This is a genomic window from Williamsia sp. 1135, from assembly GCF_002095395.1.
In the GTDB taxonomy this organism is placed as follows: Bacteria; Actinomycetota; Actinomycetes; order Mycobacteriales; family Mycobacteriaceae; genus Williamsia.
On record NZ_MJEI01000107.1, the window covers coordinates 1 to 19,884 of the forward strand.

Annotated in this window: 22 protein-coding genes; 15 read left to right on the forward strand and 7 right to left on the reverse strand. The window is 65.5% G+C overall.

What is annotated here, in order from left to right:
• Window positions 1–23: 23 nt before the first annotated feature.
• Together BFL43_RS26170 and BFL43_RS26175 are read right to left on the reverse strand one after the other, a co-directional pair.
• Window positions 24–962 carry an IS3 family transposase gene (locus BFL43_RS26170; RefSeq protein ID WP_084889697.1) on the reverse strand — a complete coding sequence of 313 codons (939 nt, stop codon included), beginning with the start codon at window positions 960–962 and terminating at the stop codon, window positions 24–26.
• Complete coding sequence (locus BFL43_RS26175) at window positions 959–1,249, reverse strand: transposase (protein WP_084889699.1); 291 nt, start codon at window positions 1,247–1,249, stop codon at window positions 959–961. The genes BFL43_RS26170 and BFL43_RS26175 overlap by 4 nt, the downstream gene beginning before the upstream one ends.
• 160 nt (window positions 1,250–1,409) lie before the next feature.
• On the opposite strand from BFL43_RS26175, the gene BFL43_RS26180 reads away from it, so the two are divergent.
• The 3 genes from BFL43_RS26180 to dprA are packed head-to-tail and all read left to right on the forward strand — an operon-like array spanning window position 1,410 to window position 4,519.
• Window positions 1,410–1,793 (forward strand): YraN family protein, encoded by a 384-nt coding sequence (locus tag BFL43_RS26180; protein WP_084896809.1) that lies wholly within the window; start codon window positions 1,410–1,412, stop codon window positions 1,791–1,793.
• Between the two features lies 1 nt (window position 1,794).
• A complete protein-coding gene (locus tag BFL43_RS26185) occupies window positions 1,795–3,351 on the forward strand; it encodes a YifB family Mg chelatase-like AAA ATPase (RefSeq protein WP_084896217.1) in 1,557 nt (518 codons plus the stop codon).
• 10 nt (window positions 3,352–3,361) lie between these two features.
• Window positions 3,362–4,519 (forward strand): DNA-processing protein DprA, encoded by a 1,158-nt coding sequence (gene dprA, locus BFL43_RS26190; protein WP_084896218.1) that lies wholly within the window; start codon window positions 3,362–3,364, stop codon window positions 4,517–4,519.
• A 3-nt stretch (window positions 4,520–4,522) separates the two neighbouring features.
• On the opposite strand, the gene BFL43_RS26195 is transcribed toward dprA, so the two are convergent.
• Complete coding sequence (locus BFL43_RS26195) at window positions 4,523–5,353, reverse strand: SDR family oxidoreductase (protein WP_084896811.1); 831 nt, start codon at window positions 5,351–5,353, stop codon at window positions 4,523–4,525.
• 138 nt (window positions 5,354–5,491) lie between these two features.
• Here BFL43_RS26195 and BFL43_RS26200 point away from each other — a divergent pair, with 138 nt between their 5' ends.
• Window positions 5,492–6,340 carry a siderophore-interacting protein gene (locus BFL43_RS26200; RefSeq protein ID WP_084896220.1) on the forward strand — a complete coding sequence of 283 codons (849 nt, stop codon included), beginning with the start codon at window positions 5,492–5,494 and terminating at the stop codon, window positions 6,338–6,340.
• Between the two features lie 120 nt (window positions 6,341–6,460).
• Window positions 6,461–7,360, forward strand: coding sequence for a tyrosine recombinase XerC (locus BFL43_RS26205; RefSeq protein WP_240498503.1), 900 nt, complete (start codon window positions 6,461–6,463; stop codon window positions 7,358–7,360).
• A gap of 6 nt (window positions 7,361–7,366) precedes the next feature.
• Here BFL43_RS26205 and BFL43_RS26210 read toward each other — a convergent pair whose 3' ends face one another.
• On the reverse strand, window positions 7,367–7,975 hold the full coding sequence (locus BFL43_RS26210) for a M23 family metallopeptidase (protein ID WP_346425997.1): 609 nt from the start codon (window positions 7,973–7,975) through the stop codon (window positions 7,367–7,369).
• A 303-nt stretch (window positions 7,976–8,278) separates the two neighbouring features.
• Between BFL43_RS26210 and rpsB the strand changes: the two genes are divergently transcribed.
• The 5 genes from rpsB to BFL43_RS26235 all read left to right on the forward strand — a co-directional run bounded on the left by rpsB (window position 8,279) and on the right by BFL43_RS26235 (window position 12,463).
• Entirely contained in the window at window positions 8,279–9,145 is an 867-nt protein-coding gene (gene rpsB, locus BFL43_RS26215; protein ID WP_084896815.1) for a 30S ribosomal protein S2, read from the forward strand.
• Window positions 9,146–9,197: 52 nt separating this feature from the next.
• Entirely contained in the window at window positions 9,198–10,022 is an 825-nt protein-coding gene (gene tsf / locus BFL43_RS26220) for a translation elongation factor Ts (protein WP_084896223.1), read from the forward strand.
• A gap of 169 nt (window positions 10,023–10,191) precedes the next feature.
• On the forward strand, window positions 10,192–10,923 hold the full coding sequence (gene pyrH, locus BFL43_RS26225; RefSeq protein WP_084896225.1) for a UMP kinase: 732 nt from the start codon (window positions 10,192–10,194) through the stop codon (window positions 10,921–10,923).
• Window positions 10,924–10,979: 56 nt separating this feature from the next.
• Window positions 10,980–11,537, forward strand: a complete 558-nt coding sequence (frr, locus tag BFL43_RS26230) for a ribosome recycling factor (RefSeq protein ID WP_084896227.1) — start codon at window positions 10,980–10,982, stop codon at window positions 11,535–11,537.
• A gap of 53 nt (window positions 11,538–11,590) precedes the next feature.
• Window positions 11,591–12,463 carry a phosphatidate cytidylyltransferase gene (locus tag BFL43_RS26235; RefSeq protein ID WP_084896229.1) on the forward strand — a complete coding sequence of 291 codons (873 nt, stop codon included), beginning with the start codon at window positions 11,591–11,593 and terminating at the stop codon, window positions 12,461–12,463.
• Between the two features lie 7 nt (window positions 12,464–12,470).
• Here BFL43_RS26235 and BFL43_RS26240 read toward each other — a convergent pair whose 3' ends face one another.
• On the reverse strand, window positions 12,471–12,866 hold the full coding sequence (locus BFL43_RS26240) for a lipopolysaccharide assembly protein LapA domain-containing protein (protein ID WP_084896230.1): 396 nt from the start codon (window positions 12,864–12,866) through the stop codon (window positions 12,471–12,473).
• An 86-nt stretch (window positions 12,867–12,952) separates the two neighbouring features.
• Between BFL43_RS26240 and rlmN the strand changes: the two genes are divergently transcribed.
• Window positions 12,953–14,062, forward strand: coding sequence for a 23S rRNA (adenine(2503)-C(2))-methyltransferase RlmN (gene rlmN / locus BFL43_RS26245; RefSeq protein ID WP_084896817.1), 1,110 nt, complete (start codon window positions 12,953–12,955; stop codon window positions 14,060–14,062).
• 3 nt (window positions 14,063–14,065) lie between these two features.
• Here rlmN and BFL43_RS26250 read toward each other — a convergent pair whose 3' ends face one another.
• A complete protein-coding gene (locus tag BFL43_RS26250; protein WP_240498504.1) occupies window positions 14,066–14,773 on the reverse strand; it encodes an ankyrin repeat domain-containing protein in 708 nt (235 codons plus the stop codon).
• Window positions 14,774–14,797: 24 nt separating this feature from the next.
• Entirely contained in the window at window positions 14,798–15,052 is a 255-nt protein-coding gene (locus BFL43_RS26255) for a DUF2631 domain-containing protein (protein WP_084896232.1), read from the reverse strand.
• A 142-nt stretch (window positions 15,053–15,194) separates the two neighbouring features.
• Here BFL43_RS26255 and puuE point away from each other — a divergent pair, with 142 nt between their 5' ends.
• Genes puuE through ispG form a run of 4 tightly spaced genes read left to right on the forward strand, consistent with a single transcriptional unit; the run spans window position 15,195 to window position 19,874 of the window.
• Window positions 15,195–16,235: an allantoinase PuuE gene (gene puuE / locus BFL43_RS26260; RefSeq protein ID WP_084896234.1), complete on the forward strand. Its 1,041-nt coding sequence runs from the start codon at window positions 15,195–15,197 to the stop codon at window positions 16,233–16,235.
• On the forward strand, window positions 16,232–17,398 hold the full coding sequence (dxr, locus tag BFL43_RS26265; protein WP_084896236.1) for a 1-deoxy-D-xylulose-5-phosphate reductoisomerase: 1,167 nt from the start codon (window positions 16,232–16,234) through the stop codon (window positions 17,396–17,398). The genes puuE and dxr overlap by 4 nt, the downstream gene beginning before the upstream one ends.
• Before the next feature lie 28 nt (window positions 17,399–17,426).
• Complete coding sequence (locus BFL43_RS26270) at window positions 17,427–18,641, forward strand: M50 family metallopeptidase (protein ID WP_084896237.1); 1,215 nt, start codon at window positions 17,427–17,429, stop codon at window positions 18,639–18,641.
• Between the two features lie 57 nt (window positions 18,642–18,698).
• Window positions 18,699–19,874 (forward strand): flavodoxin-dependent (E)-4-hydroxy-3-methylbut-2-enyl-diphosphate synthase, encoded by a 1,176-nt coding sequence (ispG, locus tag BFL43_RS26275; RefSeq protein ID WP_084896239.1) that lies wholly within the window; start codon window positions 18,699–18,701, stop codon window positions 19,872–19,874.
• The last annotated feature ends 10 nt before the right edge of the window (window positions 19,875–19,884 follow it).

Consider the following 19,884-nt stretch of genomic DNA (forward strand, 5'->3'; position numbering starts at 1 on the left):
CCCCCAAATCGTGGAGGACTCCTCTATGCGGCTTCGGGCTCCGCGACTGCAGCGTTCTCGTAGTCGATGGGGCTGACCATCCCAATCGTGGAGTGCCGGCGGACGTGGTTGTAGAAGCCGTAACACCAGTCAAGCACACCGGCCTTGGCTCCGGCAAGAGTCTCGAAATCGTTGCGTGACAGTACCTCCCACTCCAGGGAAGAGAAGAACGCTTCGGCAGCGGCATTGTCGAAGCATGACCCGACGCGGCCCATCGACTGACGGAGTCCCATCCGACGGCACAGCTTGGTGAACTTGTTGGAGGTGTACGTCGACCCGCGGTCACTGTGGAAGATGACCCGTTCGGACTCCTCGTCACGCCTTATGGCCTGCTTACCGCCTCGGGTGGCCACCGCCATCTCGATTGCTGCACACGCGAGCGGTGCGTCTGGATGCACGCTGGTGGCCGCACCCAGCAATCGGCGGCTGTAGAGGTCGATCACGGTCGCCAGATACAACTTCCCGGCCGCAGTCGGGATCTCGGTGATATCGCCGACCCACTTCTCGTTCGGACGCGTCGCGGTGAAGTTCCGGCGCACCAGATCCGGGAACTTCGGTGCCGTCTTGTCCTGCCGGGTCAGCCCGTTTCGGCGACGGATCCGGCGTGCCACCAAACCCTGCCGGCGCATCGAATCCGCGACCGTCTTCTCGCTCACTGTCCACCCGTCCTCACGCAGGTCCACGTGCAGCCGCGGGGAACCATGCAAGCCCCGCAATGTCATGAACTTGACCTTGACTGCGCGGTCTACCGTGTCGCGCCGATAGTCACGCGCGGTATGCAATCCTGTTGCTGCACCCGGCTTTTGAGAACGCTTGAACCACTTGTAGAACCACGCCATACTCACGCCAAGCAGCGCGCACGTGACCGTATGTGGCACTCGATAGGTGGTCCTCTGCTCTGCGATGAAGCGGGCCAGCATCACTTCGTCGCCTCCTTCACCCACAGGACCACCGATCGTTTTAAAACATCGCGCTCCATCCGCAACTCGGCCACCTCGGCACGCAACCGCTTGAGCTCGGCAGCACTATCGCCGCTCGCCTCATCCTCGCCGCCGCGCTCGGCGCGCGCACGGTTGACCCAGTTGCCCAGGGTGCCCTCGTTGACCCCCAGATCGCGCGCGACCTGGGCGATCGGTTTACCCGTCTCCTCGACGATCCGGACCGCCCCATCACGGAACTCCCGGTCGTACTTCTTCCGCTTCTCAGACATCGTGCTCCTCATTATCGATGCCTCTACGGTTTGGGGGGAACCTCAGTTCCTGCGTCCGCAAGGGCGGATCTATCCACAGTTGTGGTGGTTGTGCACAGGTCGGTGTCGGGTGGGGGTTGTTGTCTGAGGTCTTGTGGGTGTGGGTGGTCATGGTTGGTTCATGGATCAGTCAGGGGTAGGTGGGGCTCGCCGTTCGCGTCGTGAGGTGGGGCAGTTGGGTGAGGATCTTGCTGTCGATTTCCTGGATGGGCTGGGGTGGGTGGTGTTGGCCCGCAATTGGCGGTGTCGGTATGGCGAGCTGGATGTGATCGCGGCCGAGGGGCGGGACCTGGTCGTGGTGGAGGTGAAGACTCGGTCGGGTTCGCTGTTCGGTGATGTGGCCGAGGCTGTGACGCCCGCGAAGTATCAGCGGATGCGTCGGTTGACGGGGATGTGGTTGTCGGAGCAGGACGTGCACTGGCCGGTGATTCGTTTCGACGTCGTTGCGGTGCAGCTCAATTGGGGTGCTTTGCCGACGGTGACGCATCTGCGGGGGGTGTTTTGAGATGAAGCTGGGCAGGGTGCGGTCGGTGGCGATCACCGGGGTGGAGGGGGTGATTGTCGAGATCGAGGCTTCTATCGGGCAGGGGTTGCCGGGGGTGCATTTGGTGGGTCTGGGTGATGCGGCGCTTAAGGAGGCGAAGGATCGGGTGCGGGCGGCGATCACCAATACCGCGGCGGCGCGCAAGGGGGGTTCGGGGGAGGGGGAGAGCGATCCGGATAAGTGGCCGGAGGGGCGGATCACGTTGGCGTTGTCGCCTGCGACGTTGCCGAAGTCGGGGTCGACGTTCGATGTGGGTTTGGCGTTGGCGGTCTTGTCGGCGAATAGTGGGTTTGCGTCGGGGTTGCTCGAGAAGACGGTGTTCGTGGGCGAACTCGCTCTCGATGGTCGGGTGCGCCCGGTGCGGGGTGTGTTGCCTGCGGTGGTGGCTGCGCGAGCGGCCGGTTTCACGCATGTGGTGGTGCCGCTGGCGAATGTGGCGGAGGCGACGCTGGTCTCGGGGATCGAGGTGGGTGGGGCGTCGCATCTGCGGGAGGTGTTGGAGTGGTTGCGGGGTGTGGGGGTGCTGGACACGGTCGGGCCGGTGGTGTCGAGTCCGCCGGTGGTCGCCGGTCCTGATCTGTGTGATGTGGTGGGTCAGGATGAGGCGCGGTATGCGATGGAGATCGCGGCGGCGGGTGCCCATCATTTGTTGCTCACGGGTCCGCCGGGGATCGGTAAGACGATGTTGGCGCGGCGGTTGCCGGGGATTCTGCCGCCGCTGAGTGAGTCGGAGGCGTTGGAGGTCACGGCGATTCATTCGATTGCCGGTGGTTTGCCTGCTGATCATCCGTTGATCGTCGAGGCGCCGTTCATCGCCCCGCATCACAGTACGACGGTGACGGCGATGATCGGTGGCGGTACCGGGATGGCCAAGCCGGGGGCGGTGTCGCGGGCGCACCGCGGCGTCCTCTTTCTCGACGAGTGCGCCGAGCTCGGGGTGAAGGTGCTCGAAACACTGCGGACCCCGCTCGAGGATGGCGAGGTTCGGGTGGCCCGTCGTGACGGGATGGCGCTGTTCCCGGCTCGCTTTCAGCTGATCTTGGCAGCGAACCCATGCCCATGCGCACCGGCAAACGACGTCAACTGTGTGTGTTCGCCCTCGGCGCGCCGGCGCTACCTCGGAAAGTTGTCCGGACCGCTCATGGACCGGGTGGACATCCGAGTCCGGATGGATCCTCCCGGGAACGCCGCACTCAGCGGCGGCGCCGCTGAGTCGAGCGCGCAGGTCCGCGAGCGCGTGGTCGCCGCCCGTGCGCGTGCCCGGGAGCGCTGGACTGCGCACGGCTGGCAGACCAACTCCGAGGTGCCGGGTTCGGCGTTGCGGCGCGGCGAGTTTCGGCTTCCACCCGCGGTGACCAGGCCGATCGAATTGTTCCTGCGGGACGGTCGGGTCACCGCACGCGGTGCCGATCGCGCACTTCGGCTGGCATGGACGCTGTGCGACCTCGCCGGCACTGACCAACCCACCGAAGACCATGTGGCACAAGCCCTGATGTTCCGCGATCGCGGATACAGCTGAGAGGAAGAACGTGATCGACGAACAACAGCGGCGAGCCTGGGCTTATCTGGCCGCCGTCGCCGAACCGCCGAGTGCTGCGATCGTGGCCCTGATCGCGGATGTCGGCGTTCAGGAAGCCGCCGCGGCGGTGGCGTCGAGGTCGGTACCGCCCTCGCATGCCGCCGTCTTGCAGGCCACCGAAGCGAGGTGGGAGACCAACACGGCCGCCGCGGACCTCGACGCTGTCGATCGGATCGGCGGTCGGCTGGTCACGCCGGATGACGACGAATGGCCGGGTTGGCAACTGCTGAGTCTCGGCAATGCCGACACGGCGGTGAAGGGAGGTGAGCCCACCGCTTTGTGGGTACGTGGTCCCGCGCGGCTCGACGAGGCCGTGGCGCGGTCGGTCGGCATGGTCGGGTCGCGGGCTGCCTCCGCGTACGGCGAGCACGTCACCGCATCGATCTCGGGCGACCTGGTGGTCGACGGGTGGTCGGTGCTGTCCGGCGGAGCGTACGGAATCGACGGGGTAGCCCATCGCAACGCGCTCGCCGCCGAGGGAACGACGGTGGCGGTCCTGGCGTGTGGCATCGACCGCGACTATCCAACCGGACATGCTCGTCTTCTCGCAGAAATCGCTCGTACGGGTCTGGTCGTCAGTGAGTACGCCCCTGGTACCTCGGCCGCCAAACATCGGTTCTTGACGCGAAATCGGCTGGTGGCGGCCTTGTCTCGGGTCGTTGCGGTCGTCGAGGCAGGCCGTCGCAGCGGCGCCGCGAACACCGCTGCCTGGGCGCGCAAGCTGGGCACCCCGTTGGGAGCGGTGCCCGGACCCGTCACCTCGGCGACGTCCGTCGGCTGCCATCGGATGATCGCTGACGGTCTTGCTCAACTCGTCACCGACGCAAGCGACATCGTGCGGCTCGCCGAACCAGATGGGGCGAGCGCGGCCGGTGCGGCCGCAGGTGTTCCTCGTCGCGGCGGGTCCGGCAAACGCACCGACGAACTCGATCCCCAGCAGCTCCGGGTCTATGAAGCGATACCTGCCAAGGGCGCTGTGACCGTCGGCGAGGTCGCCTTCACTGCCGGACTCGACGTGCGTGCTGTCCGCTCGGGACTGGCAGCGTTGGAAGCACGCGGTTTCGTCACGCTGGGCGGATCGGGGTGGATGCTGGCGCCGCGCCGATGAGCCTCACGGACGTCGAGGGACGCCGGTCACGATGCGAATCACTCTGTCAGACAGCGCGGTCGGCATGGCGCCGACCAGCGCGGCCTGTACCTGATTCGCTCGCCCGACCACGTACCGCGCGCGGGGTCGTTTGGCGCGTAGCGCTGTTTCGACGGATGCCGCCACCGACTCGGCGGGAACGGCGACCTTCTGGGAGAGCGGGATCGACTTGCGGTAGCCGGTGATCTGTTTGGAGTACAGGGCGCGGTGCTCGGTCGTCATGTTCTCGACCGTGTCCTCGAGAGTCGTCTCGGCATCGCGCCAGATGTCGGTGTCGGTCTGTCCGGGCTCGATGAGGACCACCCGGATCTTCCACGGCGCCAACTCCATACGCAACGCGTCGGCCATTCCTTCCAGAGCGAACTTCGAGGCGTTGTAGGCGCCGGTCATCGGAGTGGCGACGCGACCACTGATCGACGACACAAAGACGATTCGCCCCTGCGATGCCCGCAACCGCGGCAACACCGCGCGGGTGACCGCATGCTGGCCGATCACATTGACATCGAGCTGGTGTCTGAGCTGATCCGGGGTCAGCGCCTCCACCGGGCCGCCGACAACGATTCCGGCGTTGTTCACCACGGCATCGAGTCGCTGCGGCAGCAGCCGGTCCAGCTCGGCAACGTGATCTGGGTTCGTGATGTCGAGAATGACGGGCGTGACGTGCGGCGCCTTCAGCTCGTCGGCTGACCGTTCATCTCGGACACCTGCGATGACGTCCCAGCCCGACGCCGCCAAGCGCTCGGTGATGGCGAGACCGATGCCGCGTGCGGCGCCGGTGATGAGAATTGTCGGCATGTCCACGAGGCTAGCGGTGGTCCGCCTCCCATCGCGGCGACTTAGGGTGCCCTATTTTCGGGTACGGTGGTTCCGGGCGGCCAGAGCCGATGCAGATCGCAGCTCGACCGTAGGTGCCGCCGACGAGAGGACTTTCGCGTGGCCAAGCGAGAAAACACCATGACGGTGCAGCGGACCGAACAGATCACCCCACATCTCGTGCGGGTGTACCTCGGTGGTGCCGGGTTCGACGACTTCCAGGCATCGGACGACACGGACATGTACGTCAAATTCATCTTTCCCGCCGATGCGGCGGACCGAGCGTCGAAGTCCGGTCTCGGGAAACTGCGCGACAAGTTGAGCTCGGACGAACCGACGATCCTGCGTACTTACACCGTGCGCAGCGTCGACCGGGTCGCTCGCGAGATCGCCGTCGACTTCGTCGTGCACGGCGACGAGGGAGTGGCGGGGCCCTGGGCGGCCAATGTTCAGCCCGGTGAAGTGATCAACTTCTTCGGCCCGGGCAGTGGCTACCGGCCCAAGACCGATGTCGACTGGCACTTGCTGGCCTCCGACGAGGCGGGCCTGCCCGCCCTCGCCGCGGCACTCGAGGCGATGCCCGCGGGCACCGTCGCAAAGGCTTTCATCGAGGTCACCGGACCGGAGGACGAGATCGAGCTCGCCGCGCCGGAAACCGCGCAGATAACTTGGCTGCACCGCGGCGTCAGTTCAGACGCCGTCAGTGATGCCCACGGCGGCGCCAACGCTCCTCTTGTCTCGGCCGTCCGCGACGCGGAATGGCTACCGGGCTCGGTCCAGGTCTTCATCCACGGTGAGGCCGAAGTGGTGATGCAGAACCTCCGCGGATACATCCGCAAGGAACGCGGGGTCTCCGCCGGTAATGCGTCGATCAGTGGGTACTGGCGGCGTGGACACACAGAAGAGGGCTTTCGTGAGTGGAAGGCCAGTCAGCGCAGTCGAGACGAGAAAGCCGGCATCACCGCCTGACCCGATGATGGGTCCCTGTGGCGGACAAAAGGCCAAGTCGGCGCCGCCACAACAACACAATATCGGCGGGGACGGGTGTGGCGGCTTGCAGGCGGCCCTCCCGGTGGGTTGGCTGAGCAGGTGAGTGCGACGATCATCGACGACTACGAGAGCCATCTGCGGCTCGAATGTGGTCACAGCGAACACACTGTGCGCGCTTACCTCGGTGATACGCGATCCCTGGTGAGCTTCGCCGGTGCGCGCGGATTGTCACCGGCCGCGATCGATCTGCCCGTACTGCGCGCATGGCTGGCCGCGCACAGCAAGCAAGGGGCCGCTCGTACCACCATCGCCCGGCAGGCCTCGGCTGCCAAGAGGTTCACGGCGTGGGCGACGCGCGAAGGCGTTCTCGCCGTCGACCCCGGCACCCGGCTGCAGGCGCCGCGAGCGCACCGAACGCTGCCCGGAGTCTTGAGTACGAGCCAGGCGGCCGCCGCGATGAACCCGTCCGAACCCGACTGTGACCCAGACGCACCCCTGTCACAACGAGACCGGGTGATCGTCGAAGTGTTGTACGCCACCGGTATCCGGGTGGGCGAGCTCTGCGGTCTCGACATCGGCGACATCGATTCCTCGCGAAATGTGTTGCGTGTCATCGGCAAAGGCAACAAGGAGCGAACCGTGCCCTACGGCGCACCTGCCGCCGCGGCCCTGGACACCTGGTTGCGCAGCGGCCGACCCGCGCTCGCGCAGGCCAAAGCCGGCAACGCTCTGCTGGTGGGCTCGAAAGGCGGTCGACTCGATCAGCGGATGGCTCGGACCGTGGTCCATCGAGTGCTCGCGGCCCTACCCGACACCCCCGATCTCGGCCCGCACGGGCTTCGGCACAGCGCGGCCACACACTTGCTGGAGGGTGGGGCCGACCTCCGTGTGGTCCAGGAGTTGCTCGGTCACGCCAGCTTGGCGACGACGCAGCTGTACACCCACGTCAGCGTCGAACGTCTGCGCAAGGTGCACGATCAGGCGCATCCCCGCGCCTGAGTCTGCTCAATCCTCCTGCGGTTCACCGTGGTCCTCCGGGGCGATCGGTTTGAGTCGAACCTGGATCTGACCGAGTAGTGCGAGCGGGTCGAAGTACACCGCAGACGCCCCGGCTCCCCGGCGCGCGCCCCAGTGCAGACATGGAGTGCTGCACCCCGCATGCCCCGCCACCAGCGTCCCGATCGGCGCACCTCTGTTCACCGGCTGGCCGGACCTGATCGATGCCGTCACCGGTTCGTAGGTGGTCAGCAGCCCGTCGGAGTGCCGAATGGAGACGACTGGCTTGCCGCCGACCGTCCCCGCGAAATTGATCACGCCCCGCCCGGCGGCTCGCACGACCGCGCCGGCGGGTGCTGCCAGATCGACACCACGATGACCGGGAAGCCATCGCTCGCCGGGTGGGTCGAAACCCTTCACGACGGCCGGGGTCGGTGTCAACGGCCAACCGAAGTCCGCCGAACCCCGCGGCGCCGCGTGCGCGGGCGATGCGGACAGTTCTGCCAGGAATGGCGGCGCGGTGGCGAGCACCGTCAACAGCACTGCCGCACGCACGAGGGCCCACCAGAATCGCATGCGGTAGACGATGGGCGATTCGAGTCGAACAGTCGAGGTCAACTGCACGATTGTGGAGGGATCACGGGGTCATCCACAGTTCGCTGTACGGCCTTGACAACACGTCGTGAGCACCCGCCGGATGCGATTTCGTCTCAGGGGCCCGCGAGCGTAGACTCATGTGGCGCTCTCGCTGCGGCGGGAGTGACTTCGCGCGCCTGCGGTCTGCCGATTCACCTCGGACGACACAGCGTGTGGGCAGTCCCGGGCAGTGGCAATGCTCCGCTGCGGGTTCCACACGTGTCAGGTGCCAGGGTCGGCGACCAACCGGGAGCCGACGACAAACTGCACATGAAAGTGAAGTACATGGCTGTCGTAACCATGAAGCAGCTGCTGGACAGCGGCGCTCATTTCGGGCATCAGACCCGTCGTTGGAATCCGAAGATGAAGCGATTCATCTTCACCGATCGCAACGGCATCTACATCATCGACCTGCAGCAGACGCTGACGTACATCGACCAGGCGTACGAGTTCGTCAAGGAGACGGTCGCCCACGGCGGCACCATTCTCTTCGTCGGTACGAAGAAGCAGGCTCAGGAATCCATCGCCTCCGAGGCCCTTCGCGTCGGCATGCCGTACGTGAACCAGCGCTGGCTCGGCGGCATGCTCACCAACTTCTCCACCGTCCACAAGCGTCTGCAGCGTCTCAAGGAACTCGAGACCATGGAGCAGACCGGCGGATTCGAAGGTCGCACCAAGAAAGAAATCCTCATGCTCACGCGTGAGATGACCAAGCTGGACCGGACCCTCGGTGGTATCCGGGACATGTCCAGGGTCCCCTCGGCCGTGTGGATCGTCGACACCAACAAAGAGCACATCGCCGTCGGTGAGGCCCGCAAGCTGAACATCCCGGTGATCGCCATCCTCGACACCAACTGCGACCCCGACGTCGTCGACTACCCGATCCCGGGTAATGACGATGCCATCCGCAGTGCCGCGCTGCTCACCCGCGTGATCGCGTCTGCGGTCGCCGAAGGCGTGCAGGCACGGGCAGGGCAGAACACGGGCGCCGACACCAAGCCCGAAGGTGCCGCCGGGGAGCCCCTCGCCGAGTGGGAGCAGGAACTGTTGACCCAGGCCACCACGCCTGCGGCAGAAGCTCCCGCAGCAGAAGCCCCGGCAGCAGCCGAGGCGCCCGCAGCAGCCGACGCGGAAACCCCCGCCCAGGCCTGATCCACTTCTGGTTCACCGATCCAGACACATCCGACAGGAGGCTCGCCCACCCATGGCGAACTACACCGCCGCTGACGTCAAGCGGCTCCGCGACCTCACCGGCTCCGGAATGCTCGACTGCAAGAACGCGCTCGCCGACAACGATGGCGACTTCGACAAGGCTGTCGAAGAGCTGCGTATCAAGGGCGCCAAGGACGTCGGCAAGCGTGCCGAGCGGTCCACCGCCGAAGGTCTGATCGCCGCCAAAGACGGCGCGATGATCGAGATCAACTCAGAGACCGACTTCGTGGCGAAGAACGACGAGTTCCAGGCGCTGGCCGCCAAGGTCCTCGACGCCGCGGTTGCCGCGAAGACGTCCGATGTGGATGTCCTCAAGGCCGCCACCGTCGCCGACAAGACTGTCGACGAGCTGATCCAGGAACTCTCGGCCAAGATCGGCGAGAAGCTGGTCCTGAACCGGGTCAGCTACCACGAGGGCAACGTTGCGTCGTACCTGCACAAGCGGGCGTCGGATCTGCCGCCTGCCGTCGGCGTGCTGGTGGAGTACACCGGCGACACCCCGGAGGCCGCAGAGGCCGCTCGTGGCGCCGCAATGCAGGTCGCCGCGCTGCGCGCCAAGTACGCCACCCGCGACGAGGTCCCCGAGGATGTGATCGCTTCCGAGCGTCGCATCGCCGAGCAGACCGCCCGCGAGGAGGGCAAGCCCGAAGCGGCGCTGTCCAAGATCGTGGACGGCCGTCTCAACGGTTTCTTCAAGGACGTGGTGCTGATCGACCAGGCGTCGGTTCAGGAGTCGAAGAAGACCGTCAAGGCCGTACTCGACGAGGCGGGGGCACAGGTTGTGTCGTTCACCCGTTTCGAGGTCGGACAGGCCTGAATCACGTGAGAAGAACCCCGTGCGAATCGCCAGATTCGCCGGGGTTCTTTTGCGCTCAACAGGCCCGTGCTCTTTTGTCCTCGATTGCCAGCCTTTGATCTCGATAGCCAGCCTTTGATCTCGATAGCATGAACGCGATCGCTGCCCGTACCTCGAAAGGGATGCCAACATGACCGACGACGTCGCACAGGAACGCACCGGATTCAAGCGGGTCGTTCTCAAACTCGGCGGAGAGATGTTCGGTGGCGGCAAAGTCGGCCTCGACCCCGATGTGGTGTCGACCGTCGCGGATCAAATCGCCGAGGTGGTCAACACCGGTGTCCAGATCGCGGTGGTGAACGGCGGCGGTAACTTCTTCCGGGGAGCCGAACTGCAGCAGCGTGGCCTGGAGCGGGCCCGGTCCGACTACATGGGCATGCTCGGCACCGTCATGAACTCTCTTGCGCTGCAAGATTTTCTGGAGAAGCGGGGCATTGTCACCCGCGTGCAGACTGCCATCACGATGGGGCAGGTCGCCGAACCGTACATTCCGTTGCGTGCACAGCGTCACCTGGAGAAGGGCCGCGTCGTCATCTTCGGCGCCGGCATGGGTATGCCTTACTTCTCCACCGACACGACCGCCGCGCAGCGCGCCCTGGAGATCCAGGCCGAGGTCGTGTTGATGGCGAAGGGTGTCGACGGTGTCTACTCAGCCGATCCCCGGACAGACCCTGACGCGACGCTCTACCGCGAGATCACGCACCGCGAGGTCCTCGAAAAGGGCCTCAAGGTCGCGGATGCGACCGCCTTCAGCCTGTGTATGGACAACCAGATGCCGATGCTGGTGTTCAACCTCCTCGAGCAGGGCAACATCGCTCGAGCGGTCGCAGGTGAGAAGATCGGAACACTGGTCAGTACCTGACCGGTATCCCGCGCAGCACAACCAGACCGCACCCGCACAAGTCAACGGAGGACACCATGATCGACGACGCGCTCTTGGACGCCGAGGAAAAAATGGAGAAGGCCGTCATCGTCGCGCGCGACGACATGGGCTCAGTGCGCACCGGGCGTGCCAACCCCGCCATGTTCAATCGGGTCACCATCGACTACTACGGGTCACCGACGCCGATCGGGCAGGTGTCGTCGATCAACACCCCTGAGGCCCGCATGATCGTCATCAAGCCCTATGAGCCGTCATCACTGGGTTTGATCGAGACCGCGATCCGCAACTCCGACCTGGGCGTGAACCCGACCAACGACGGAAACATCATCCGTGTGTCGATTCCGCAGTTGACCGAAGACCGTCGGCGCGATCTGGTCAAACAGGTCAAGGCCAAGGGTGAGGACGCCAAGGTCTCGATTCGCAACGTGCGGCGCAAAGCGGTGGATGAGCTTAAACGCATCCAAAAGGACGGCGAGGCCGGTGAAGATGAGGTGACGCGCGCCGAGAAGGATCTCGACAAGACGACGGCCTCGTACGTCACTCAGATCGATGAACTGGTCAAACACAAAGAGGGTGAACTGCTCGAGGTCTAGGTCATCGCATTCGATGACCGAACGGGCAGTGGCGAAGGGGTAGGCAGACGACAGTGACCGACACAGACCGGCCGGGCGGCGCAGCGGCGCCGGCTCCCAAGGGCTCCACCTCGCGGGCCGGCCGTGACCTGCCGGCTGCCATCGGAGTCGGTGGCACGCTCGGCGTCTCGCTGATCCTCATCCTGGTATTCGTGCCCGAGGTGTGGTTCGGCGTGGTCGCGGTGGCGATCGCCGTGGCCAGCTGGGAAGTGACCAAACGCCTCCGTGACGGTGGAATCAAGGTCGCACTGATCCCCATCCTCGTCGGCGGCCAGGCAATCATGTGGGCCAGCTGGCCGTGGGGCATCTCCGGCTCGGTGGTCGCTCTGGCGGCCACGGTACTGGTGTCGATGATCTGGAAGTTGCTGTCGCAGGGCCTACAAGCCGCCCCGGAGAATTACCTGCAGGATCTCGCAGGGACGACCCTCGTGCTCGCCTGGTTACCGCTGATGGGTGCCTTCGGGGCGTCGATGGTGCTGCAGGACGACGGAGCGGCGCGGGTACTGACCCTGATGATCGTGGTGGTCTGTTCGGACGTCGGCGGCTACGTGGCCGGTGTGACCTTCGGTAAACACCCGATGGTCCCGGCCATCAGTCCGAAGAAGTCGTGGGAAGGCATGGCCGGGTCCATGGTCTTCGGCATCGTCGGCGCAGTACTCACCGTCGTGTACCTGCTCGACGCGCAGTGGTGGATCGGGCTGGTCCTCGGTCCGGTCCTCGTCATCTGCGCCACTCTCGGTGATCTGGTCGAATCACAGGTCAAGCGCGATCTGAAGATCAAGGACATGGGAACCCTGTTGCCCGGACACGGCGGGATCATGGATCGTCTCGACTCCATTCTGCCGTGCGCGTTCGTCGTCTGGGCGATCCTGGGAGCCCTCCTCTGACGAGCGGCTAGGGCCGGGCCTTCTTGACCGCTCGTCGAACCTGCAGCATTCGCAAGCTGCCCACGATCGCCGTGATCACTGCGCCGAGGATGGCTGCGATCAGCAGACTCACGCCCACCGGCAGGTTGACCGTCCAGAAGAACAGGTCGATGTTCTGACTGTCGAGATTCTGGACGATGAAGATCAGCAGGATGAGCGTGACGAGCGCGCCGACGATCAAACCGACCCAGGCCGCACGCGTGCGCGTGTGCCTGACGTCGTCGAGAGCCTGTCTACGCACCTCTTCGCGGTGGTCCGCGGCGGGCGGGGCGGTCTCGACTGCATCGGTCGGGTATGCCGCATCGGGTTTGGTGGGGTCGTAATCGGGGCTCGGCTGGTAGCCCTCGGGCGGTTGATACGTCATGGCTCTATGGTGCGCCCGAGTAGGGCGAAACGACAATCACAGTGATCGAATTGGCATCTGTGGCGAATCTACGTCACGCTTTGATGATGACTGGTCCGTTGCCGCTGGTATTCGACGCGCCGAAACGTGGCAAACCGCCGCAACACCTTGCCGACCTCGACGCGGCAGGCCGCGTTGCCGCGGTGACCAAACTCGGCCTGCCCAAGTTCCGCGCAGACCAATTGGCCCGTCAGTACTACTCCCGATTCAATGCCGATCCGGCGGAGATGACCGACCTGCCCGCCGCGATGCGGGAGTCGGTGGGTCAAGCTCTGTTCCCCGAACTGATGACCGTGATCCGCCACATCGCCTGCGACGACAACACCACTCGCAAGACCCTGTGGCGGTTGCACGACGGCACGCTGCTGGAGTCGGTGCTCATGCGCTATCCGGACCGCGCGACCCTGTGCATCTCGAGCCAGGCGGGATGCGGGATGGCGTGCCCGTTCTGCGCGACCGGACAGGGAGGGCTGGACCGGAACCTCTCCACGGCGGAGATCGTCGACCAGGTGCGTTCCGCCGCGCGGGCGATGCGTGACGGCGAGCTCGGCGAGCCCGGCCGCCTCTCCAATGTGGTGTTCATGGGTATGGGCGAGCCGTTGGCGAACTACAAGCGGGTGATCGATGCCGTCCGCAAGATCACCTCGCCCGCCCCCGACGGACTCGGCATCTCGCAACGATCGGTGACGGTGTCGACAGTCGGACTGGCTCCCGCGATCCGCCGGATGGCCGACGAAGGACTCACGGTCACCCTCGCCGTTTCCCTGCACACCCCGGACGATGAACTGCGCGACACCCTGGTCCCGGTCAACAATCGCTGGTCGGTCAAAGAGGTGTTGGACGCGGCTCGCTACTACGCGGACAGCACCGGACGCCGCGTATCGATCGAATACGCGCTGATCCGCGACATCAATGATCAACCATGGCGAGCAGATCTGCTGGGGGAGAAGCTCCGCAAGGCGCTCGGATCGCTGGTCCACGTGAACCTCATCCCGCTCAACCCGACCCCGGGATCGAAGTGGGACGCAAGCCCTAAGCCCGCAGAACGAGAGTTCGTCAAAAGGGTGATCGCTCAAGGTGTTTCGTGCACGGTTCGCGACACCCGCGGGCAAGAGATCGCTGCTGCCTGTGGACAGTTGGCGGCGGAAGAGAAATAGTTCTCAGCCACCGAGCAGGCGCGCGACGCCGGTCTGCCCACGTTGCTGCGCGATCTGCAGGGCTGTTCGTCCCTGCGAATCCAGGATGCCGGGATCGGCACCGGCGGCAAGCAACCGGGAGACGATGTCCTGGTAGGTCGGTGAACCGTCGCCGTAGACGACTGCTTCGAGGAGTGCGGTCCACCCGGAGGCGTTGATGTGGTCCAGGGGTACGCCCGCGTCGATCAGTATCTGGACTGTGGTCGGGTGGCCCTTCTCGGCCGCGGGGATGAGCGCGGTACCGCCGAACCGATTGGTGGAGTTCACATCCGCACCGTGATCGAGGGTCAGGACGAGAATGTCGTCCAGTCCCTCGGCCCCGGCGTAAAGAAATGCCGAGTCCTGCATGTTGTCTTTCGCGTTGACGTCCGCCCCCGCGAGGATCAACCTTCGTGCGGAGTCGGTGTCCCGGGACTTGGTCGCGACCACGAGCGGCGTACGTCCGTCGGCGTCCCTGATCTCCAGCGCGGGATCGAGCGCCGTCGTGCTGGGCGGCACCGGCGACGGTGGCGGTGACGGTGACGTGGACGTGGACCTGGACGTCGCGATGCTCGATTGCGCCGAATCAGTACCCGACACGCCGACCCGGCCGCTGCTGCACGCGCTGACCATGATCAGCGCCCAGGCGACCAGTCCGGCAAAGAAGGCAGCCGGACTGCGGCCCGCTCGCATGTCGACGGTCAGAAGGTTGCGGTTTTACTTCTTCTTTTTCCACTTACCGCGGCCGAGGACCTCGCCGCGGACCAGGAGGAAGACGATCAGCGCGGCGAATCCGACGAGGTACCAGTCTTCGACGTGGCCCTCATGATTTCCGATGACCATGCCCAGCAAGGCGACGACCGACACCCAGGCGGCGATCTTGTACGTCTTCATGCCTTCGCCGTGCCAGCCGAATCGGGCCGAAGGCGCGTCTGCGGGCTCGGGCTTGTACTCGACCTCAGTGCTGGCCACGGCTACTCCTGCTGGTTGCGATCCGACTTTTCTCGTCCGAAGCATATCGCGGCGGGTGACCCGTGGCCGCTGATGGGTTCGGCAGGGGTCGCGTCACCGTCGCGAGCCGCGTCTTCTGCGAGGTCAGGCCCACGGTGTGAGAATGAACGCCGTGCCGACCGAGAGATATGCGCCGTCCGAGTATCCCCGCGACATGATCGGATACGGCCGCACCCCGCCCCATCCGCAGTGGCCGGGCGGGGCCAACATCGCGGTCCAGTTCGTTCTCAATTACGAAGAGGGCTCCGAGAACAACGTCCTGGAAGGCGACCGCGGCAGTGAGACGTTCCTGTCGGAGATGGCAGGCGTCGCCGCATTCCCGAATCGGCACATGAGCATGGAGTCGTTGTACGAGTACGGATCCCGGGCCGGCCTGTGGCGGTTGCTCCGGGTGTTCGACCGCCGTGAACTGCCGCTGACGATTTTTGCCGTGGCGCAGGCCATGGCCCGCAACCCCGAGGCGGTGGCGGCCTTCATCGAGCGGGGCGACGAGATCGCCTCGCACGGATTGCGTTGGCTCAACTACCAACTCATCAATCCGGCTGTCGAACGGGCCCACATGGCCGAGGCGATCGAGATCCTGACCGATCTCACCGGCAGTGCGCCCCTGGGTTGGTATACGGGTCGCGATTCACCGAACACGCGGGGACTCGTCGTCGAGCACGGAGGCTTCGTCTACGACTCCGACAGCTACGCCGATGATCTCCCTTACTGGTTGAAGGTACCTGTCGGCGGTCCTTCGCTGTCGGCGCCCGACGCCTCTCCAGAACAGGCCGTCGATCACCTCGTGGTGCCTTACACCCTGGACACCAACGACATGAAGTACTCCTCGCCTGCCGGGTTTCCGTCCGGTGACCAGTTCTTCGCTCACCTGCGTGATGCCTTCGACGTCCTTTACGCCGAAGGAGCGGCAGGCGCGCCCAAGATGCTGTCGATCGGACTGCACTGCCGGCTCGCCGGACGGCCGGGCCGGACCGCGGCGCTCGAGCGATTCCTCGACCACGTGCAGTCCCACGACAAGGTCTGGATCACCCGTCGCATCGACATCGCCCGCCACTGGATCGAACGACATCCGGCACCAGGCGCGTCGGATCGGGAGTCGGGCGGCGCGAACGCGGGCGGATCGACCACACTGGAGCGGTGACCACTAGAGTTCTGATTCTCGGCAGCACCGGATCGATCGGTACGCAGGCGCTCGAGGTGATCGCCGCCAACCCCGATCGGTTCTCGGTCGTCGGCCTCGGCGCAGGCGGCGGGAACATCGACTTGCTGGCCCGGCAGATCGCCGACTGGCGGTTGCCCGGTTCGGCGGTCGCGGTCGCCGATCGCGCGGCTGCCGACAAGGTGGCCGCAGCCGCAGGAGTCGAGGGCATCACCTCGGGACCCGACGCGATGGTCGAACTGATCGAGAAGTCCGGCGCTGATGTGGTCCTCAACGCGGTGGTCGGGTCGCTGGGCCTTCGGCCGACACTGGCGACGCTGGCCACCGGTGCCCGTCTCGCCCTGGCCAACAAGGAGTCCTTGGTCGCAGGTGGCGCGCTGGTCCTCGCGGCCGCGGCGCCCGGACAGATCGTCGCCGTGGACTCAGAGCATTCGGCCATCGCGCAATGCCTGCGCGGCGGCACCGCCTCAGAGGTCGACCGTCTGGTGTTGACCGCCTCGGGGGGACCCTTCTTCGGTTGGGATGCGGAGCAACTGAAAGACGTGACTCCTGAGCAGGCAGGTAAACACCCGACGTGGTCGATGGGCCCGATGATCACCTTGAACTCCGCGACCCTGGTCAACAAGGCGCTCGAGGTCATCGAAGCGCACCTGCTGTTCGACGTCCCTTACGACCGCATCGACGTGACGGTGCACCGGCAGTCGATCGTGCACTCGATGGTCACCTTCGTCGACGGCGCGACCATTGCGAAGGCGTCCCCACCATCGATGAAACTCCCGATCGCACTGGCGTTGGGGTGGCCGGACCGGATCCCGGGTGCGTCGGCGGCGTGCGACTTCTCGCAGGCGAGTTCATGGACCTTCGAACCGGTCGACAACGCGGTCTTCCCGGCCATCGACCTCGCTCGGGAGGCGGGAACCCGGGGCGGCTCACTGACCGCGGTGTTCAACGCTGCCAACGAGGCCGCCGCCGACGGTTTCTTCGCCGGGGTCATCGCGTTCCCGCGGATCGTCGACATCGTGGGGGAGGTGCTCGCCGCCGCAGATCAATGGACCGCCGATCCAGGTACGGTGGATGAGGTCCTGGCGGCCGACGCCTGGGCGCGAGAGCGCGCCCGGCAACTCGTCGCCGGTGCCTCCGCGTAGAAGTTCACCAGAAGGGTAAGTGCGGCCGATGATGTTTGCGTTGGGCGTGGTGCTCTTTGCATTGGGACTGCTGGCGTCGATCGCCTGGCACGAATGCGGCCACATGTGGGCCGCGCAGCGCACGGGCATGAAGGTGCGTCGCTACTTCGTCGGCTTCGGGCCGACCCTGTGGTCCACCCGTCGTGGAGAGACCGAGTACGGCGTGAAGGCGATTCCGCTCGGCGGCTTCTGCGACATAGCCGGTATGACCACCCACGACGAACTGGCACCCGAGGACGAGTCCCGGGCGATGTACAAGCAAAAAGCCTGGAAGCGAATCGTCGTCCTGGCCGCCGGTCCCGCGCAGAACCTGATCCTGGGATTCGCGCTGATCGTCATCATGGCGTTGGCCTGGGGGCTTCCGAATCTCGCCGAGAGTGCGCCGGCGAAGGTGGGAGCGGTGTCGTGTGTCTCCGACACCGTGACCAACGGTGAGAGCGCGCCGTGCACGGGCGCGGGTCCCGCCGAGCAGGCCGGGCTCCTGCCCGGAGACACCGTTGTAGCCGCCAACGGCAAAAGCATCAGCGACTACTCCGAGCTCAGCACGATTCTTCGGTCCGCCACCGCGCCGGTGGCTCTCACAGTGGACCGCGGCGGCCAGAGTCTCGATCTGACGGTCACACCTCAGACGGTCACCGCGGTCAAGACCGACGACAAGGGCGCCGTGACGGCCACCCAGGACGTCAGCATGGTCGGCATCACCTACGACCTCCCGCCTGCTTTCACGCACCCGTCCGCGGCGGGAGCCGTACCGGCCGCTTTTGTGTTCACCGGTGAACTGGTTGCCAAGACCTGGGACTCGCTCCTGTCACTGCCGTCCAAAATAGGTGCCCTCTGGACCTCCGTGACCGGCGGCGAGCGGGCAACCGACACCCCGGTGAGTGTTTACGGAGCCTCGGTGATCGGCGGAGACGCCGCGGACAATGGCTACTGGTGGTTCTTCGTCTTCCTGCTGGCCAGCATCAACTTCTTCCTGGCGCTCTTCAATTTGGTTCCGCTATTACCCTTGGATGGTGGGCACATGGCCATCGTGGGTTATGAGAAGGTGCGCAACACGCTGCGCCGCTCTCGTGGGCTCGGTGTCGGTGCGCCCGTCGACTACCTGAAACTGATGCCGATCACGTACGTGGTGCTGGTGATCATGGGTGGATACATGGCCCTGACCTTGACCGCGGACATCGTGAACCCCATCAAAGCGTTCTAGACCCCCGCCGGCCTCCGAGGCCGACCGCAACAGCCAACGAAGCAGGAAGTGACAACAATGAGTGCAGACGCCACCGCGATCGGTCTCGGGATGCCCGCAGCACCGCCGCCGGTGCTCGCACCCCGGCGCAAGACCCGTCAACTCCAGGTCGGGACCGTCGCTGTCGGCAGCGATCATCCCGTATCGGTGCAGTCGATGACCACCACCAAGACCCATGACATCAACGCGACGCTGCAGCAGATCGCCGAGCTCACCGCGGCCGGTTGCGACATCGTCCGGGTGGCGTGCCCACGTCCGGAGGACGCCGAAGCCCTGCCCGCGATCGCGAGGAAGTCCCAGCTGCCGGTGATCGCCGACATCCACTTCCAGCCGAAGTACATTTTCGCGGCGATCGATGCCGGCTGTGCTGCGGTGCGCGTGAACCCGGGCAACATCAAGGAGTTCGACGGCCGGGTCAAAGAGGTCGCGAAGGCGGCCGGCGACGCGGGCATCCCGATCCGCATCGGCGTCAACGCCGGTTCGCTCGATCCGCGGCTGTTGCAGAAGTACGGCAAGGCCACTCCAGAGGCTTTGGTGGAATCCGCGTTGTGGGAGGCGAGCCTCTTCGAAGAGCACGGGTTCGGCGACATCAAGATCTCCGTCAAGCACAACGATCCGGTGATCATGGTGGAGGCGTACCGCCAGCTGGCGGCCCAGTGTGACTATCCGCTGCACCTCGGGGTGACCGAGGCCGGACCGGCGTTCCAGGGGACCATCAAGTCGGCTGTTGCCTTCGGCGCACTGCTGGCCGAAGGCATCGGCGACACCATCCGCGTGTCGCTGTCGGCGCCGCCGGTCGAGGAGATCAAGGTCGGCAATCAGATCCTGCAATCGCTGAACCTGCGCCCACGCAAGCTCGAGATCGTGTCGTGCCCGTCGTGCGGTCGCGCGCAGGTCGACGTGTACAAACTCGCCGATGAGGTGAGCGCGGGACTCGAAGGTATGGAGATCCCACTTCGCGTCGCGGTGATGGGTTGCGTCGTCAACGGTCCCGGCGAGGCCCGGGAGGCCGACCTCGGTGTCGCGTCGGGTAACGGTCGCGGCCAGATTTTCGTCAAGGGTGAGGTCATCAAGACCGTTCCCGAGGCCCAGATCGTCGAGACCCTCATCGAAGAAGCCATGCGTATCGCGGAGGAGGCAGGCGAATCCGGGGACGGTGAGTCGGCGGGCGCACCGATTGTCACGGTGAGCTGACCGCAGGCAC

Excerpts from the sequence above, each read along its gene's own strand:
- BFL43_RS26175 (WP_084889699.1), bottom strand. The coding sequence starts at position 1,249 with ATGTCTGAGAAGCGGAAGAAGTACGACCGGGAGTTCCGTGATGGGGCG.
- BFL43_RS26180 (WP_084896809.1), top strand. The coding sequence starts at position 1,410 with ATGGATCAGTCAGGGGTAGGTGGGGCTCGCCGTTCGCGTCGTGAGGTG.
- BFL43_RS26185 (WP_084896217.1), top strand. The coding sequence starts at position 1,795 with ATGAAGCTGGGCAGGGTGCGGTCGGTGGCGATCACCGGGGTGGAGGGG.
- BFL43_RS26195 (WP_084896811.1), bottom strand. The coding sequence starts at position 5,353 with ATGCCGACAATTCTCATCACCGGCGCCGCACGCGGCATCGGTCTCGCC.
- rpsB (WP_084896815.1), top strand. The coding sequence starts at position 8,279 with ATGGCTGTCGTAACCATGAAGCAGCTGCTGGACAGCGGCGCTCATTTC.
- tsf (WP_084896223.1), top strand. The coding sequence starts at position 9,198 with ATGGCGAACTACACCGCCGCTGACGTCAAGCGGCTCCGCGACCTCACC.
- pyrH (WP_084896225.1), top strand. The coding sequence starts at position 10,192 with ATGACCGACGACGTCGCACAGGAACGCACCGGATTCAAGCGGGTCGTT.
- frr (WP_084896227.1), top strand. The coding sequence starts at position 10,980 with ATGATCGACGACGCGCTCTTGGACGCCGAGGAAAAAATGGAGAAGGCC.
- BFL43_RS26240 (WP_084896230.1), bottom strand. The coding sequence starts at position 12,866 with ATGACGTATCAACCGCCCGAGGGCTACCAGCCGAGCCCCGATTACGAC.
- rlmN (WP_084896817.1), top strand. The coding sequence starts at position 12,953 with ATGACTGGTCCGTTGCCGCTGGTATTCGACGCGCCGAAACGTGGCAAA.
- BFL43_RS26250 (WP_240498504.1), bottom strand. The coding sequence starts at position 14,773 with ATGCGAGCGGGCCGCAGTCCGGCTGCCTTCTTTGCCGGACTGGTCGCC.
- puuE (WP_084896234.1), top strand. The coding sequence starts at position 15,195 with ATGAACGCCGTGCCGACCGAGAGATATGCGCCGTCCGAGTATCCCCGC.
- BFL43_RS26270 (WP_084896237.1), top strand. The coding sequence starts at position 17,427 with ATGATGTTTGCGTTGGGCGTGGTGCTCTTTGCATTGGGACTGCTGGCG.
- ispG (WP_084896239.1), top strand. The coding sequence starts at position 18,699 with ATGAGTGCAGACGCCACCGCGATCGGTCTCGGGATGCCCGCAGCACCG.